This window comes from Patulibacter sp. (genome assembly GCF_030655195.1).
GTDB lineage: Bacteria > Actinomycetota > Thermoleophilia > Solirubrobacterales > Solirubrobacteraceae > Patulibacter.
In genome coordinates this window covers 1-15,220 of sequence record NZ_JAURWA010000069.1, presented here as the reverse complement: position 1 = coordinate 15,220, position 15,220 = coordinate 1, and the positions used below count along the sequence as shown (strand labels likewise).

General features: G+C 76.4%; 13 protein-coding genes and 1 riboswitch. Of the genes, 9 read left to right on the top strand and 4 right to left on the bottom strand.

Annotation, left to right across the window (positions count from 1 at the left end):
- Positions 1-106: 106 nt before the first annotated feature.
- Both Q7T67_RS07345 and Q7T67_RS07340 read right to left on the bottom strand, forming a co-directional pair.
- Positions 107-334: a hypothetical protein gene (locus Q7T67_RS07345; RefSeq protein ID WP_304787555.1), complete on the bottom strand. Its 228-nt coding sequence runs from the start codon at positions 332-334 to the stop codon at positions 107-109.
- Positions 335-472: 138 nt separating this feature from the next.
- Positions 473-1,324 (bottom strand): patatin-like phospholipase family protein, encoded by an 852-nt coding sequence (locus Q7T67_RS07340; RefSeq protein WP_304787551.1) that lies wholly within the window; start codon positions 1,322-1,324, stop codon positions 473-475.
- Between the two features lie 94 nt (positions 1,325-1,418).
- Positions 1,419-1,602, top strand: a riboswitch (cobalamin riboswitch).
- Between the two features lie 70 nt (positions 1,603-1,672).
- Between Q7T67_RS07340 and Q7T67_RS07335 the strand changes: the two genes are divergently transcribed.
- From Q7T67_RS07335 to Q7T67_RS07315, 5 genes are all read left to right on the top strand, one after another.
- Positions 1,673-2,899, top strand: coding sequence for an ABC transporter substrate-binding protein (locus Q7T67_RS07335; RefSeq protein WP_304787550.1), 1,227 nt, complete (start codon positions 1,673-1,675; stop codon positions 2,897-2,899).
- A gap of 1 nt (position 2,900) precedes the next feature.
- Complete coding sequence (locus Q7T67_RS07330; RefSeq protein WP_304787548.1) at positions 2,901-3,827, top strand: IucA/IucC family C-terminal-domain containing protein; 927 nt, start codon at positions 2,901-2,903, stop codon at positions 3,825-3,827.
- A gap of 56 nt (positions 3,828-3,883) precedes the next feature.
- Complete coding sequence (locus tag Q7T67_RS07325) at positions 3,884-4,921, top strand: FecCD family ABC transporter permease (RefSeq protein WP_370695370.1); 1,038 nt, start codon at positions 3,884-3,886, stop codon at positions 4,919-4,921.
- Positions 4,922-4,985: 64 nt separating this feature from the next.
- Positions 4,986-5,828: an ABC transporter ATP-binding protein gene (locus tag Q7T67_RS07320; RefSeq protein ID WP_304787545.1), complete on the top strand. Its 843-nt coding sequence runs from the start codon at positions 4,986-4,988 to the stop codon at positions 5,826-5,828.
- Between the two features lie 64 nt (positions 5,829-5,892).
- Complete coding sequence (locus Q7T67_RS07315) at positions 5,893-7,008, top strand: ABC transporter substrate-binding protein (RefSeq protein ID WP_304787543.1); 1,116 nt, start codon at positions 5,893-5,895, stop codon at positions 7,006-7,008.
- Between the two features lie 100 nt (positions 7,009-7,108).
- On the opposite strand, the gene Q7T67_RS07310 is transcribed toward Q7T67_RS07315, so the two are convergent.
- On the bottom strand, positions 7,109-8,095 hold the full coding sequence (locus Q7T67_RS07310) for a lysylphosphatidylglycerol synthase domain-containing protein (RefSeq protein ID WP_304787541.1): 987 nt from the start codon (positions 8,093-8,095) through the stop codon (positions 7,109-7,111).
- 178 nt (positions 8,096-8,273) lie between these two features.
- On the opposite strand from Q7T67_RS07310, the gene Q7T67_RS07305 reads away from it, so the two are divergent.
- The 3 genes from Q7T67_RS07305 (at position 8,274) to Q7T67_RS07295 (ending at position 13,189) form a co-directional block, all read left to right on the top strand.
- Positions 8,274-10,508, top strand: a complete 2,235-nt coding sequence (locus Q7T67_RS07305) for a methylmalonyl-CoA mutase family protein (protein ID WP_304787539.1) — start codon at positions 8,274-8,276, stop codon at positions 10,506-10,508.
- A complete protein-coding gene (gene scpA / locus Q7T67_RS07300) occupies positions 10,505-12,829 on the top strand; it encodes a methylmalonyl-CoA mutase (protein ID WP_304787536.1) in 2,325 nt (774 codons plus the stop codon). The genes Q7T67_RS07305 and scpA overlap by 4 nt, the downstream gene beginning before the upstream one ends.
- A gap of 117 nt (positions 12,830-12,946) precedes the next feature.
- Entirely contained in the window at positions 12,947-13,189 is a 243-nt protein-coding gene (locus tag Q7T67_RS07295; protein ID WP_304787534.1) for a hypothetical protein, read from the top strand.
- Positions 13,190-13,278: 89 nt separating this feature from the next.
- Here Q7T67_RS07295 and Q7T67_RS07290 read toward each other — a convergent pair whose 3' ends face one another.
- Positions 13,279-14,151, bottom strand: coding sequence for a trypsin-like serine protease (locus tag Q7T67_RS07290; protein WP_304787532.1), 873 nt, complete (start codon positions 14,149-14,151; stop codon positions 13,279-13,281).
- 189 nt (positions 14,152-14,340) lie between these two features.
- Here Q7T67_RS07290 and Q7T67_RS07285 point away from each other — a divergent pair, with 189 nt between their 5' ends.
- A complete protein-coding gene (locus tag Q7T67_RS07285) occupies positions 14,341-15,132 on the top strand; it encodes a hypothetical protein (RefSeq protein ID WP_304787530.1) in 792 nt (263 codons plus the stop codon).
- Positions 15,133-15,220 lie beyond the last annotated feature (88 nt).

The window sequence follows — 15,220 nt, the reverse complement described above, 5'->3', positions numbered from 1 at the left end:
GCGGTGGAATGGGCGGCGGTGCTGCGGGCGACGCCGCGGCGGGCGGCAGGGCGCCCGGGCAGGACGGGCGGCGCAGGGCGGGCGGCGGCCGGCCGGTCGGCCGGCATCAGGCCGACACCGGCAGCGCGGTGACGAGCACGGTGCGCGAGAGGGACGGGTGGGACTCGACGACGACGCACTCCGCGTCCCGCTCGATGACCTCGGTGCCGTCGTAGGCGACGGCGTAGTACGCCTCGACCCGGTTTCCGACGGCCAGCATGACCTCGCCCATCCGGCCCGGGCGGACCGCGCCCGACAGGCGGCCCGTCATGCCTGCGAGGTCGTCGGGCGTCATCCCCGACCACCCTATGGGCGGGCGGCCGGTTGCGGAAGGGGCTCCGCCGGACTCCTGGCCGGGTTCGCCGTCCCGGGTCCGGCGGAGCCGACCGGGTGCGTCGCCCACCCGACGGCCCCGCCCGCCCGGACGGTCGCGTCAGTCGGCCGCGACGATGCGGGGTGCCGCCCAGACCGCGGCGACCGCCGAGGCCACCAGGGGCGCCTGGTCGAGCCCCGCCCGCACGCAGCCGGCGCGGACGCCCGGGTCGAGGGGGTCGTCGCCCCGGGCCGCGAAGAACGCCTCGTCCGGCCGCACCACCAGCACGCCGGGGCGGTCCAGCGACGGACCGACCTCGGCCGCGTCGTCGGGCCGCGCGTCGCCGGCCTGCAGGACGACGACCCGGTCCGCGTCGCGGGCCAGGTCGGCGTTGGTGCCGGAGCGCACCCCACCGTCGACGTACCGTCGCCCGCCGATGGTCACGGGCGGCCACATGGCGGGGACCGCGCAGCTGGCGGCCACCGCGTCGACCAGCGGGACGCCCGAGCCGCGGTCGAAGACGACGAGCCGGCCGGTCGCCGCGTCGACCGCGGGCACGAGCAGGGGACGGTCCGGCCAGTCCGCGCCCGACAGCCGGGCGGCGATCACGGCCCGCCGGGTGGCCTCGTCGACCGTCGGGGTGGCCAGCGCGATCGCGGCGATCGCACGGCGGGCGGCCACGACGTCGCCGCCCTGCGCGAGCGCGTCCCAGACGGCGGCGCGCTCCGCCACCCGGACGGGATCGCGGTCCGGCGTGAGCTCCGACGTCGCCGGATCGAGCTGTGCGTCGACGAGGGCCTCGAGGTCCCGCGGGCCCCCGAGCTGCGCGGCGACCGTGGAGCCGGCCGACGTCCCGACCACGAGCTCCGCGGCGGCCAGGTCGACGCCCCGCCGGGCCAGACCGGCGAGCAGCCCGGTCTCCCAGGCGATGGCCGCCAGGCCACCGGCACCGAGGACGAGGGCGCGCTGCATCGTCCGACCGTAGGCGACGGGGTCGCCGGGGTGCGTGACGTGGGACGCGCCCCGCCCGCCGAGCTCCGCGTTCGGCGTTCCGAAGATCGTCCGCTATGGTCCGCCGCGAGCCAGTCGTACCCATCTCGATGGGTCAGGGAATCCGGTGCAAGACCGGAACTGACGCGCAGCGGTGAGGGGGACGGGCGGGGCATCGGCCACTGGATCCACAGATCCGGGAAGGCGCCTCGACCGGACGAACCCGAGTCCGAAGACCTGCTGGCTTGCGGCCCTCGGCGTGCATCGCACGTCGCCGGCCGGATCGCCGAACGGGCTCCGCGTACGAGCTCCTGATCGAAGGACCACCGCGTGAGCTCACGCACCGCCGCACCCGCGTCGACCCCTGTCGACGACCGTCCCGACCACCTCCGTGGCACGCCTGCGGCCACCGCCCGTCGCCGCCCCCTGGGCCCGCCCACGGCCACCGCGCCGCGCCGGCCCCCGGGAACGCCCGCGACCGCGACGTCCCGCCACCTCCGCAGGGCGCCGCTCGCCGTCGCGCTGCTCGCGAGCAGCCTGGCCCTCGCCGCCTGCGGCTCCTCCGACGACCCCGCCCCCCGCGCCGGCGCCGCGACGACGCCCGCCGGGCCCGTCACGGTCCAGAACTGCGGACAGCGACGCACGTTCGACGGGGTCGCCAGGCGCATCGTCGCCACGAGCAACTCCGCCAACGTCGGCACGCTGCTGCGGATCGGGGCGGTCTCGCAGCTGGCGGCGGTGTCGCTGACGAAGGGCAACGACGCCGTCATGCAGGGGCTCTACGGCCGGGGCATCGAGCGGGTGCCGCGCCTGACCAGCCCGATCTCGATGGAGGCGATCCTCGCGAAGCGCCCCGACGTCCTGATCGGCTCGTACTCCGGGCTGTTCGCGGGCTCGACCGGGGTCACCGTCGAAGCGGCGCAGAAGCGCGGCGTCGCGCCGTACGTCATCTCCGACAGCTGCCGGCAGGACCCCGCCGCGGGCACCGCGTCGAAGCTGGGGACGATGGACCCCTGGGACGCGGTCCGCGCGGACCTCGCCGGATACGGCCGGCTGACCGGGCGGGAACGCGAGGCGACCGCCGCCCGGCGCGAGCTGGACCGGCGACTGTCGGCGCTTCAGGCCGCCCCCCGGGCGGGCCGGCCGCCCAAGGTCCTGCTGTTCGACAGCGGCACGAAGGACCTCTACACCTCCGGTCGCAACGGCCCGCCCCAGGGCATCATCGAGGCCGCCGGCGGCACGAACGTCTTCGACGACCAGGACACGACCTGGTTCCAGGCGAGCTGGGAGCGCGTCGCCGCCGCGAGGCCCGACGCCGTCGTCGTCATGGACTACCGGTCGGGCGAGCCGGGCGAGGTCGCCCAGAAGCTGCGCACCCTCCGCGCCCGGCCGGGGCTGAAGGACCTGCCGGTGATCCGCCGGGACCGCGTCGTGACGCTGCCGCTCGCCCTGTTCACGAGCGGCTTCCCGAACATCGAGGCCGCCGAGCGGGTCCGGGACGCCCTCGAGCGCTTCGGGCTCGTCCCCCCGCGCGACCGCGCGACCGGGTCCCGCTGAGGTGCAGGACGCGGCCCTCCGCGAGGCGATCCGTCGCCTCGCCGCGTGCGACGACCGGCTGCCGGTCGACCCGGGGCGGGACGCCACCGCGCTGGCCGCCGACGGGTGGACGTCCGCGCACGTGCTCGTCGATCCGGACGCCTGGCCCGCGGTCGCGCAGGACTACGCCGCGGGGATCGGCAGCGCGCGCAGCACCGTCGGGGGCTCGTGCGCCCTGCAGGGCTACGCGTGGCGGGTCGCCGGCCTGGCGATCGGCGCCTGGGCGCTCACCGGCGCGGTGCTCGATCTGGGCCCGGGCCGCGTGTGGGTGCGGATGGAGGGCGGGCGGACCGTCGGCGTGGCCGCGCCCGACCCGCGGGCGGACGGCACGCCGCCGCGCGCTCCCGGCTCCCCCGCCGACCCGTCCCTCGATCCCAGGTCCCCCGCCGACCTGTGCCGCGACCCCGGGGCCCTCGCCGACGCCCCTGCGGACCGGCCACTCCACCCCGTCCCGCCGCCGCGGGACCCCGGGGCCCTCGCCGACGCGCTGGTGACCCGGCACCTGGCCCCGGTGATCGCAGCGTCGAGGACGGCCTCGCGCCTGTCGCAGCGCGTGGCCTGGGGCAACGTGGCGTCGGCCTGCGCGTCCGTCCTCGGGCTGCTCGACCGCGCGCTGCCCGCCGACGCGCGCCCCGGCTGGCGGGCCGACGCCGAGCGCTTCCTCGCCGCGTCCGCGTGGGCCTTCGACGACCTCGTCGACCTGGTGCGCGTGCCCGGACCCGACGGCGACGTGCTCGCGCACGAGCGTCGCACGTGCTGCCTCATGCGCCTGGCGCCCGGCAAGGGCGAGTGCGGCAGCTGCGAGCGCCTGGACCCGGCCGAGCGACGCGCACGTCTGACCCGGAACGTCGCGGACGGCGTCGCCCCCGGTCGGCTGGTGCCCGCGTGAGCGCGCCGGTCGCCGTCCGCCCGACGTCCCCGCCCCCCGCCGGCGCCGGCGCACCGGTGCGTCGACGCCGACCCCGCACGCCGATCGTCGTCGGGGCCCTCCTGGGCGCGCTGCTGCTCAGCGCGGTGCTGTCGATCGGGTTCGGCGCCGAGCCGCTGCCCCCGCGCGTCGTGCTCGAGGTCCTCGACCACCGGCTGCTCGGCGGCACCGCCGACCCGACCTGGGACGCGATCGTCTGGGACATCCGCCTGCCGCGGACCCTGCTGGCGATCGTCGTCGGCGCGGGCCTGGCGATCGCGGGCACCGGGATCCAGACGCTCGTGCGCAACCCGCTCGCCGACCCCTACCTGCTCGGCGTCTCGTCCGGCGCGAGCGTCGGCGCCACGGCGGTCATCACCACCGGCCTGTTCGCCGGGGCGGGCCTGTGGGCGCTGTCGCTCGGCGCGCTGGCCGGCGCCCTCGCCGCCGCGCTGCTCGTCTTCGGCATCGCCATGGCCCAGGGCGGCCTGACGCCGCTGCGGCTCGTCCTCACCGGCACGGTCCTGTCGTCGGCGTTCTCCGCGTTCGCGAGCTTCCTCGTCTTCCGCAGCTCCGATCCGCAGGCCGCGCAGTCCGTCCTCTTCTGGCTGCTGGGCAGCCTGTCGGGAGCGGCGTGGGACCAGCTCCTCCTGCCCACCGCGACGGTCGCGATCGTCGGCGGGCTGCTGATGGCCGGCTGCGGCTGGCTCGACGCGCTGGCGGCGGGCCCGGACACCGCGGCGGCGCTCGGGGTCCCCGTCCGGGTCCTGCGCAACGTCCTCTTCGTCCTGCTGGCGGCGCTGGTCGGGGTGCTCGTCGCCGTCGCCGGCGGGATCGGCTTCGTCGGCCTGATCCTGCCCCACGTCGCCCGGCTCCTGGTCGGGGCGCGCCACCGCGCGGTGCTGCCGGTGGCCGCCCTGGCCGGAGCGCTGTTCCTCGTCTGGGTCGACGTCGCCGCCCGTGTCGCGGTGCGCCCGACCGAGGTCCCGCTGAGCGTCGTCACCGGGCTGATCGGCGCGCCGATCTTCCTGCTGCTGCTGGGTCGCCGGACCTACCGCTTCGGGGGCTCGTCGTGATCCGCCGTCCGGTCCCCGGCCGCCTCGCCGCGGGCCGTCGCACGGGCCGTCCGGGGGTCCCGGCATGACCCACGGTGCCCGCTTCCCCGCCCCCGCCGACGATCCGCGGATCCCGCACCTGCAGGCCCGCGGACTCGCCTGCGACGTGGGCGGGCGACGCGGCCGGCGGGTCCTCGCCGACGTCGACCTGGCCGTCCGGCACGGCGAGATGCTCGGCGTCGTCGGCCCGAACGGGACCGGCAAGTCGACGCTGCTGCGGGTGCTCGCCGGCGTCCGGCCCGCGGCCGGGGGCGAGGTCCGCGTCGACGGGACCCCGCTCGCCGGGCGCTCGCCCCGCGACCGGGCGCGGGAGATCGCGATGGTCGGCCAGGAGGAGCAGCCGCAGTCCGACCTGCTCGTCGGGGAGGTCGTCGCGCTGGGTCGCACGCCGCACCGCCCGCCCTGGGCCGGCGGCGACGACGCGGAGCGCGATGCGGTGCTCCGCGCGCTCGCCGCGGTCGAGCTCGACCACGCGGTGGACCGGTCGGTCGAGCAGCTCTCCGGCGGCGAGCGCCGACGCGTGCTGCTGGCCCGCGGCCTGGCCCAGGAGGCGCCGCTGCTGGTCCTCGACGAGCCGACCAACCACCTCGACGTCCGGCACCAGCTCGCGCTCATGCGGATGATCCGCCGGCTGGAGCGCACCGTCGTCGTCGCGATCCACGACCTCAACCTCGCGATGGCCGTCTGCGACCGCGTGGCGATCCTGCACGACGGGACCGTCCACGCCGACGGCCCGCCCGAGGACGTGCTGACGCCCGCGGCGATCCGCGAGGTCTTCGGCGTGGAGGCCGTCCCGGTCCGGCACCCGGACACCGGCCACGTCCACCTGCTGTTCACCACCCACGAGCCGGCGGACGACCGGTGCTGAGCCGCCGATCGCCCCGTCCCGTCCTCGCAGGACCCGTCCCCCGATCCACCCCGGAGACCCGACGATGACCGACCGACCCACCCCGCGCCCGACGGCCGCCCGCCTGACCGCCGCCCTGCTGGCGACGACCGCCACCCTCGCACTCGGGGCCTGCGGCGGATCCGAGGCCGACCGGTCCGGCCCCGCGGCGGGCACGACCGCACCCGCCGGCGCGAGCGCCGCGTCCGGCCCGACCGAGGTCCAGCTCCAGAACTGCGGGAAGGCCGTCTCGTTCCCGCGACCGGCCCGCCGGCTCTTCGTCAACGACGGCAACATGATCTCGATGGCGCTGGCCGTCGGGGCGGGCGCGAACGTCGCGGCGGTCAGCTCGATGCAGCGCGACGCGCCCGTCCTGCGCAAGTACTACGGCGCCGCCGCGGTCGACGGGCTGCGGCAGGTCGCGAAGGAGTACCCGGCCCGGGAGACCGTCCTCGCCCAGCGGCCCGACGTCGTCGTCGCCGGCTGGAACTACGGCTGGGACGAGACGAGGAAGCTGACCCCGGCCGGGCTGGCGCAGCAGGGGATCGCGGCCTACACGCTGACGGAGAGCTGCCGTCAGGGCGAGGGGCGGGCGCGCGGCGTCGTCGACCCGTGGACCGCCCTGCGCACCGACCTGACGAACATCGGTCGCGTCACCGCGCACGAGGACGGCGCGCAGACGGCGGTCGCCGACATCGACGCGCGGCTTGCCGCCCTGCGCCGCGCACCGCAGGCGGGGCGGAAGCCGACGGTCTTCCTCTTCGACAGCGGCACGAACGCCGTGTACTCCAGCGGTCGCTTCGGCGCGCCGCAGGCGATCCTCGACGCGGCGGGCGCGAAGAACGCGCTGGCGGACCTCGACGACACGTGGACCGAGGTCTCGTGGGAGCGCGTGATCGCCGCGAGGCCCGACGCCTTCCTCTTCGTCGACTACCCGCCCCAGACGTTCGCGCAGAAGGTCGCCGTCCTGCGGGCCCGCGCCGGCGTGCAGGACCTGCCGGCGGTGCGGGAGGGCCGGTTCCTCAACCTGCCCTACGCGATGTGGACGAGCGGCCCGCTGAACATCGAGGCGGCCGAGCAGGCGCGCACGGCGCTCGAGGGCTGGGGCCTGGTGCCCCGCAGCGACATCCGGCCGCGGGACGGGAGCGACGCGGCGGAGTGAGGAGGGCCCCGACCGGTCCCACCCGCGGGGCCGGCCGACGCTCCCCCCCCCTCCACGGTGGGCAGGACCCGAGGTCACGGACCGCCGACCGGGCCCGGTCCTAGCCGGGGGGCGGAGCCGGCCCGGCCCGGCCCGCCGCCTTGCGCCCGCGCCGGAACGCGTGGAGCTGGTCCCCACCCGACCAGGCCGCGAAGACCAGGCCGCCGATCGTGCCCGTCACCGTCATCAGGACGCCGGCCGCGGCGGTCGCGGCGACGCCCTCGCTGCCGAGGATCAGGACGGCGGCCGCCGCGCCGGCGGCCGGACCGGTCGGCAGCTGGGCCAGGGTCGCCACGGCGATCAGGACCGCGACACCGTCCCAGAACGACGCGTCGACGCCCACGGCCCGCAGCAGCATCCAGTTGCGCACGACCTGGCAGAGGATCGCCACGAGCAGCGCGCCCGTCAGGAGGCTCGCGCCGCGCGGATGGCGCAGCACGGAGAGACCCGCCCAGAAGTCGCGGCCCGGGCGGTGCGAGAGGTGCCGCATCCACCAGCCGATCGCCGCCGCGACCGCGAACGCCCCCAGCGGGGTCCACCACGGCAGGCCCAGCGGCCCCACGAGCGTGAACGACGCGGCCGCGGCGAACACGAGCTCCACCGCGACGATCGGGAACTCCGCCGCGATCAGCGTCGGGATCTTCGGGGTGACCTCCGGCGACGAGCGGCGCAGCGCGGCGATCCGCATCGCGACGCCGAGCTGCCCGTTGATGATGCTCCCCAGGACCTGCATCGCCGAGGCCCGGAACAGCACCCGGCGCGAGACCGTCGCCCCCGCCCCGCGCACGGCCTGGTGCCAGGACTCGCTGCGGGCCATCAGCCCGAGCGTCTGCAGCGCGCAGGTCGCGACGAAGATGCCCAGGGGCACGTCGCGGATCGCCGTGGCGAACTCGTCGCGGCGGCCCCACAGGAGCGCCACGATGATGCCCGCCGTCACGATCGACCCGACGATCAGGATCGCCTTCTGGTGCCGGCCGATCCACGCCTTGACGCGGGACCACCCCGACGGGTCGGGTCCGAGGACCGCTGGGTCTGACGAGACCGTCACGAGGTCGCCCACGGTACCGGGCGCCCGGCCGCCCCGGCACCCGTGGCGCGCCGGGAGTCGCCCCACCGACCGGGGGGATCCGTCGAATCGGAGGTGCGGGCGGCGTGCACCGTCCCACGGCCGGGGATAGGGTCCCGTGCTGCGACGCAGGGTCGCATCCCTCGATGGAGTGCCGCTGATGACCGAGCCCCTGGCTGCCGACTTCCCACCGGTTCCCGACGACGAGTGGCGCGCCGCGGCCCTCAAGGCCGCGAAGGCCCCGGAGGACACCCCGACCCGGTCGCTCACCGAGGACGGGATCGAGGTCGACTGGCTCTACACGCGCGAGGACGCGCTGGCCAGCGATCCGGGGGGCGTCCCGGGCCGTGCGCCGTTCGTCCGCGGCACGAACGCGGGCACCGGCGAGGACGAGGCCGCCTGGCAGATCCGTCAGCAGCAGTCCCACCCCGACCGCCGCGCGGCCAACAAGGCCTTGATGGAGGACCTCGAGGGCGGTGCGACCGCCATCGAGCTGCGTCCCGACCGCGCCGCCCGCGGCGGCCACGCCCCCGGTTCCGACGCCTTCGCGGCCACCCGCGGCGTCGACGGCACGATGCTCTCCACCGTCGACGACCTCGAGACGGTGCTCGAGGGCGTCTTCGTCGAGCTCGCCCCGATTGCGGTCGACGGCGGCGCCCAGGCCGTCGCCACCGGCGCCCAGCTGCTCGCGCTCCTGCGCCGCCGCGGGGTCGCCGACGCCGACGCGATCGGCTCCCTGCGCATCGACCCGCTCGGCACGCTGGCCGCCGAGGGCGCGCTCGCCCAGGACCCCGCCGACGCGATCGCCACCGCCGGCCGCGTCGCCGCCCAGGTCGCCGACGCGTTCCCGAACGTCCGCGCGCTCGCCGTCGACACCCGCGCGTACGTCAACGCCGGCGCCACGCCCGTCCGCGAGCTGGCCCTCGCGATCACCACCGGCGTGGCGTACCTGCGCGCCGCCGAGGAGGCCGGCCTCGAGCCCGCCCGTGCCGCGACGCAGATCGAGTTCACGCTGACCGTCGGCACGAACCAGTTCGGCGAGATCGCCAAGCTGCGCGCGTTCCGGCGTCTGTGGGCGCGCGTGCTGGAGCTCTCCGGCGTGCCCGAGGAGGGCCGCCGCTCGTTCCTCGGCGCCCGCACGAGCGACCGCATGCTGGCGGGCATCGACCCGTGGTCGAACATGCTGCGCGCGACGACCGCCGGCTTCGCGGCCGCCGTCGGCGGCGCCGAGGGCCTGACCGTCACGCCGTTCGACACCGTCGTGGCCGACGCCGTCGGGGCCGCCGCACCCGGGGGCCTCGGCCGCCGCATCGCCCGCAACACCCAGCTCGTCCTGCAGGAGGAGTCCGCGCTGCGCCGCGTCGCCGATCCCGCCGGCGGCTCCTGGTACGTCGAGTCGCTGACCGACGCGATGGCCCGCGAGGCCTGGACCCGCATCACCGAGATCGAGTCCGCCGGGGGCGCGCTGAGCGTCCTGACCGGCGGCACGGTCGCGACCGACCTCGCCGAGCAGGCCGACCGCCGTCGCGGCGAGCTCGCCCGCCGCGACCGCGAGATGACCGGCGTCAACGTCTTCCCGCTGCTGGCCGACGACGGGGTCCACCCCGAGCCGGCCGACCGTGCCTCGTTCGTGCGCACGGAGAACGACCGGCTCGCCGAGCGCGCCGCGGTCGAGCTGCCGGACGCCCCGGCGCCCGAGGCCCTGCTGCGCACCCTGGTCGACGCCGCCGAGGCGGGCGCCCGGGTCGACGAGCTCGCCACGCTCGCCGGCTGGGGCCCGGTCGACGACCTCGACGCGACCGGCCTGCCGACGCGCCGCGACGCCGAGCCGTTCGAGCTCCTGCGCGCCGCGGCCGCCGGCGCGCCGGCCGGCTCGGCCGCCGACGCGGACGCCGTGACCTCCGGCGACGAGGGCTCGCCGGGCGACGACGACCTCGCCACGGTCGACGGCGTGGACGGGGACGCCGCCCGCCCCGGTGCCGTCACCGACGACGGCCCGCGCGTCTTCCTCGCCACGCTCGGCCCGCTCGCCGCGCACGCCGCGCAGGCCACCTGGGCGCAGAACTTCTTCGGCGTCGGCGGCCTGGCGACGATCCAGTCCGACCCGATCGAGGACCCGTCGACCGCCGGCGAGCTGCTGCGCGCCGACGGTGCCGTGCTGGCCGCCGTGGCCGGCGGCCGCAAGGCCGAGGACGACGCGCTGCGCACCGCGATCGCGTCGCTGCGGGACGCCGGCGCGAAGACCGTCTACCTCGTCGGCGGGAACGACGAGAAGGCGCAGGAGCTCGGCGCCGACCGCGGCGTCAAGCAGGGCGTCGACCTGCTCGAGATCCTCGGCGACGCGCTCGCCGTGCTCGACCGACCTGTCACCACCCGGACGGAGACCGCGCGATGAGCAGCATCCCGGACCTCTCGCAGGCCACCCTCGGCGACGTCGTCCAGGAGCCGGCGAGCACCGACGCGATCGAGCAGGCCGCCACGGCCGCGGCCGGCCGCCCCGTCGAGGAGCTGCGCTTCGCGTCGCCCGAGGGCATCGACCTGCAGCCCTCCTACGGCTCCGAGGCGATCGCCGACGTCGACCACCTGAACACCCGGCCGGGCTTCGCGCCGTTCCTGCGCGGCCCGTACCCGACGATGTACGTCAACCAGCCGTGGACCGTGCGTCAGTACGCCGGCTTCTCGACCGCGGAGCAGTCCAACGCCTTCTACCGCCGCAACCTCGCGGCCGGCCAGAAGGGCCTGTCGATCGCGTTCGACCTGGCCACCCACCGCGGCTACGACTCCGACAACCCGCGCGTGGCGGGCGACGTCGGCATGGCCGGCGTGGCGATCGACTCGATCCTCGACATGCGGACGCTGTTCGACGGCATCCCGCTCGACGAGATGTCCGTGTCGATGACGATGAACGGCGCGGTCCTGCCGATCCTCGCGCTCTTCATCGTCGCCGGCGAGGAGCAGGGCGTCCCGGTCGAGCAGCTCTCCGGAACGATCCAGAACGACGTTCTGAAGGAGTTCATGGTCCGGAACACCTACATCTACCCGCCGGCCCCGAGCATGCGGATCATCTCCGACATCTTCGCGTTCACCTCGCAGGAGATGCCGAAGTTCAACTCGATCTCGATCTCCGGGTACCACATGCAGGAGGCCGGGGCGAGCGCCGACCTCGAGCTCGGGTACACGATCTCCGACGGCATCGAGTACATCCGCGCGGGTCTGGACGCGGGCATGAAGGTCGACCGGTTCGCGCCGCGGCTGTCGTTCTTCTGGGCCACCGGCATGAACTTCTTCATGGAGGTCGCGAAGATGCGCGCCGGCCGCCTGATCTGGGCGAAGCTCCTCAAGGAGCAGTTCCAGCCGGAGAACCCGAAGTCGCTCTCGCTGCGCACCCACTGCCAGACCTCGGGCTGGTCGCTGGCGGCGCAGGACGTCTACAACAACGTCGTGCGCACCTGCGTCGAGGCGATGGCCTCCACCCAGGGCCACACGCAGTCGCTGCACACCAACGCGCTGGACGAGGCGCTCGCCCTGCCGACCGACTTCTCGGCCCGCATCGCCCGCAACACCCAGCTGTTCCTGCAGCAGGAGACGGGCACCACGGACGTCATCGACCCGTGGGGCGGCTCGTACTACGTCGAGCGCCTGACGGCCGAGCTGGCGTCCAAGGCGCTGGCGCACATCGCCGAGATCGAGGAGCTCGGCGGGATGACGAAGGCCATCGACGCCGGCGTCCCGAAGCTCCGCATCGAGGAGTCCGCCGCCCGCACGCAGGCGCGCATCGACTCCGGCCAGCAGACCCTGGTGGGGGTCAACAAGTTCCAGCCGACGGTCGACGAGCAGATCGACGTCCTGAAGGTCGACAACAAGGACGTCCGCGCCCGGCAGATCGAGAAGCTCGAGCGCCTGCGCGCCGAGCGGGACGAGTCGCGCGTGCAGTCGGCGCTGGAGGCCCTGACCGAGGGCGCGGGCCGCAAGTCGACCGGCGCGGGCGCGTCGGAGGGCAACCTGCTGGCGCTGGCCGTCGAGGCGGCCCGCGCGCACGCGTCCGTCGGCGAGATCTCGGACGCGCTGGAGAAGGTCTTCGGCCGCCACACCGCCCAGATCCGCACGATCTCGGGCGTCTACCGCAGCGAGGTCGGCAGCATGAGCCAGGACTTCAACGACACGAAGGCGCTCGTCGAGAACTTCGAGGAGCAGGAGGGCCGCCGCCCTCGCATCCTCGTGGCGAAGATGGGCCAGGACGGCCACGACCGCGGCCAGAAGGTCATCGCCACCGCGTTCGCGGACCTCGGCTTCGACGTCGACATCGGACCGCTGTTCCAGACGCCGGAGGAGGTCGCGCGCCAGGCCGTCGAGGCCGACGTGCACGTCGTCGGCGCCTCGTCGCTGGCGGCCGGCCACCTGACGCTCGTCCCCCAGCTGCGCAAGGCGCTCGACGAGATGGGCCGGGAGGACGTCGCGGTCGTCGTCGGCGGCGTGATCCCGCCGCAGGACTTCGACGAGCTGCGCGCGAACGGCGCCGACGCGATCTACCCGCCCGGCACCGTCATCGGCACCGCCGCGGGCGGCCTGCTGCGCCTGCTGATGGAGAAGCTCGACCTCGAGGTCCCGACGGAGGGCCCGGCCGCGAAGGCCGCCGCGGTCGACCCGATCGACCCCGACGGCGTGGCGGACCCCGACGCGAAGAAGGCGCCGGCGGCCGAGGCGGAGAGCGCGTAGGGGACGGCGCGGGTGCGCCCGCGGAGGACGCCTCGCGCGACGGCTGCTCGATGCCGCGGGACCGGTGCGTGGCGGATCGGGATGGTCCGCGACCCGGCAGGCGGGTACGCGTACCCCATGCCCTCCCTCGAAGTGCCCGCACCGGTCGAGCCCGAGGTGCCCGCCGAGCCCGGTCCCGACGTCCTGCCGCCGCTCGATCCGAGCACCCCGGTCCCGGACTTCCCGCCGGAGCCCGGCCCCACCCCGGATCTGCCGCCGGACCCCGCGCTCCCGCCCGACCCCGACCTGCCGCTGGACCCGGACGGTCCGGTCGGGCCCGACGGCCCGCTCGAGCCGGAGCCCGACCCGGCGGTCGGCTGAGTCGTCGGTCGGCCGCGTCGGTGGCGGTCGACCCCTGTTCCCCGCCGAGCAGCGGGAGCGCGCCGCCCCTAGGGCGACCGCCCCGCCGCCTACCGCAGCGCCCGTCCGCCGCGAAGGCGCCCCTCGGCGGTCAGGTGCCGGTCGATCCACGTGCGCGCCGGACCGGACTGGACCCGGGCGTAGAACGTCGTGTCGCGCCCACAGCTGGCCACGGGGCTCGAGCTGACGACACCGACCTGGATCGCGCCGGCCGGGGTCGACGCGTAGAGCGGTCCGCCGCTGTCGCCGAAGCACGCGCCGGGCACCGGGCGCCTGAGCCGGCCGACGCAGACGATCCCGCGGGTGCTGGCCCGCAGCCGACCCCGGCAGAACGCGGCGGAGCGGACGGGCGCGGTCGCGCTGCGCAGGGTGCGCGACGCCGAGCTCTCGCGCGCGGCGTCGTTGCTGCCGACGACGCCCCAGCCGGTCACCGTCAGCATGCGGCCCGGGGCGAGGAGGGACGCGTGCTCCGGCCCACCCAGCGCGATCGGGAGCACCTCGGTGACGTCGCGCGCGAGCTCGACCAGGCCGACGTCCGAGGAGGCCGCCAGACCGGCGCTCGTGGTGCCCCGCTTGCCGCCGACCCGTTTGTCGTACGTGCTGCTGACCGCCTTGATCTCGACGCCGTCGGTGCCCTGGGTGTCCTGCCGGCCCACGAACACCCTCGCCCGCCGGGTCCCGGCGAGGCAGTGCGCGGCGGTCAGGACGACCCGCGGCCGGATCAGCGACCCGGAGCAGAACGTGTCGCCGCCCGCGACGAGCTGGACCGCGAACGGTGCGGTGGCGATCGGCGTGCGGGTGCCGTTGACCACGGCGCCCGCCGGCGCGGCGAGGCCGCCGGCCACGAGGGCCACGAGGGCCGCGCCGCCCAGCGCCGTCGCGAGGAGGACGACGGGTCGGCCCCGACGACGGCCGGGACGCACGGCGGCGGACGACGGTGACGCGCCCTCCCCCGGCTCGGCCGCCGGGGGTCCGGCCGCGGCGTCCCGATCGGAGGGACGGGACGGCAGGGACGCACGCATCGACGGAGTGTGCACCACCGTGACGGACGACGCACCCGGCTCGTGACGGGCGACGCCCACGCGGGAGGACGCCGTACATAGGCTCGCCCCATGCTCCGCACGCCCCGCCGGTCCGGCGGCCGACCGGCCACCGTCGCCACGCTGACCCTCGGCCTGTCGGCCGCCCTCGCGTTCGCCGTCCCGGGAGCCGCCTCCGCGGCCTCCCGTCCGTGTCCGGGGACCGGGACGACCGTCGCCGTCAGCCGCACCGACGACGGTGCGTCGCGCGTCTGGCGGACGCGCGGGCGCACGTACGGCTGCACGACGATCGGGAACGACGCGGGCCGGCCGGACTCGCACCTGCTGAGCCGCGGGCCGATCGGCCGGGTCCGGCTCGACGGCGCGACCCTGGCCTGGACCCACCACGCGAAGGGCACGCCGAAGCGCGCGCGGCGGGTGTCGGCGATGGACCTGATGAACGGCTCCCGGTTCCTCGACCGCCGCCGGGCGCGGCCCGCGGAGGACCTCGTCGGCTCGCTCGATCGCGAGGCGTCCGTCGAGCAGCTGCGCGTGCTGCGGGGCAACGCGGTGGGCTGGATCGCGGACCGCTCGACCGTCGTGATCGCCGTCGAGGACCCCGACGACGTCGCGCTCGTCGGTGCGCCCGAGGGCACGGGCGAGATCCACCTCTCCGGGGCCGGCAGCGGCGACGGGTACGCGGGCGTCGCCGCGGGCTACCCCTCGACGCCGGAGGGCGACCGCAGCCTGCGGACGTCGCTGCGCATCGCGGAGGACCCGGACGTCGTCGACGACGACGACGAGGGCCGCTACGGGACGATCTGGTCGTGGTCGCCGGACGGATCGACCACGGTCCGCGCCGAGCTGACCGGAACGCGCGACTGACCCCGGGACCGACGCACGGTGGCGGGGGGGGGGCGCGGGGCGGGCGGCAGGGGGCGGGCGGCGCGAGGCGGGCGGCACGGGGCGGGCG

Bases quoted from the DNA above. Each gene is read 5' to 3' on its own strand.
- Q7T67_RS07345 (WP_304787555.1), bottom strand. From the start codon at position 334: ATGACGCCCGACGACCTCGCAGGCATGACGGGCCGCCTGTCGGGCGCG.
- Q7T67_RS07340 (WP_304787551.1), bottom strand. From the start codon at position 1,324: ATGCAGCGCGCCCTCGTCCTCGGTGCCGGTGGCCTGGCGGCCATCGCC.
- Q7T67_RS07320 (WP_304787545.1), top strand. From the start codon at position 4,986: ATGACCCACGGTGCCCGCTTCCCCGCCCCCGCCGACGATCCGCGGATC.
- Q7T67_RS07315 (WP_304787543.1), top strand. From the start codon at position 5,893: ATGACCGACCGACCCACCCCGCGCCCGACGGCCGCCCGCCTGACCGCC.
- Q7T67_RS07305 (WP_304787539.1), top strand. From the start codon at position 8,274: ATGACCGAGCCCCTGGCTGCCGACTTCCCACCGGTTCCCGACGACGAG.
- scpA (WP_304787536.1), top strand. From the start codon at position 10,505: ATGAGCAGCATCCCGGACCTCTCGCAGGCCACCCTCGGCGACGTCGTC.
- Q7T67_RS07295 (WP_304787534.1), top strand. From the start codon at position 12,947: ATGCCCTCCCTCGAAGTGCCCGCACCGGTCGAGCCCGAGGTGCCCGCC.
- Q7T67_RS07285 (WP_304787530.1), top strand. From the start codon at position 14,341: ATGCTCCGCACGCCCCGCCGGTCCGGCGGCCGACCGGCCACCGTCGCC.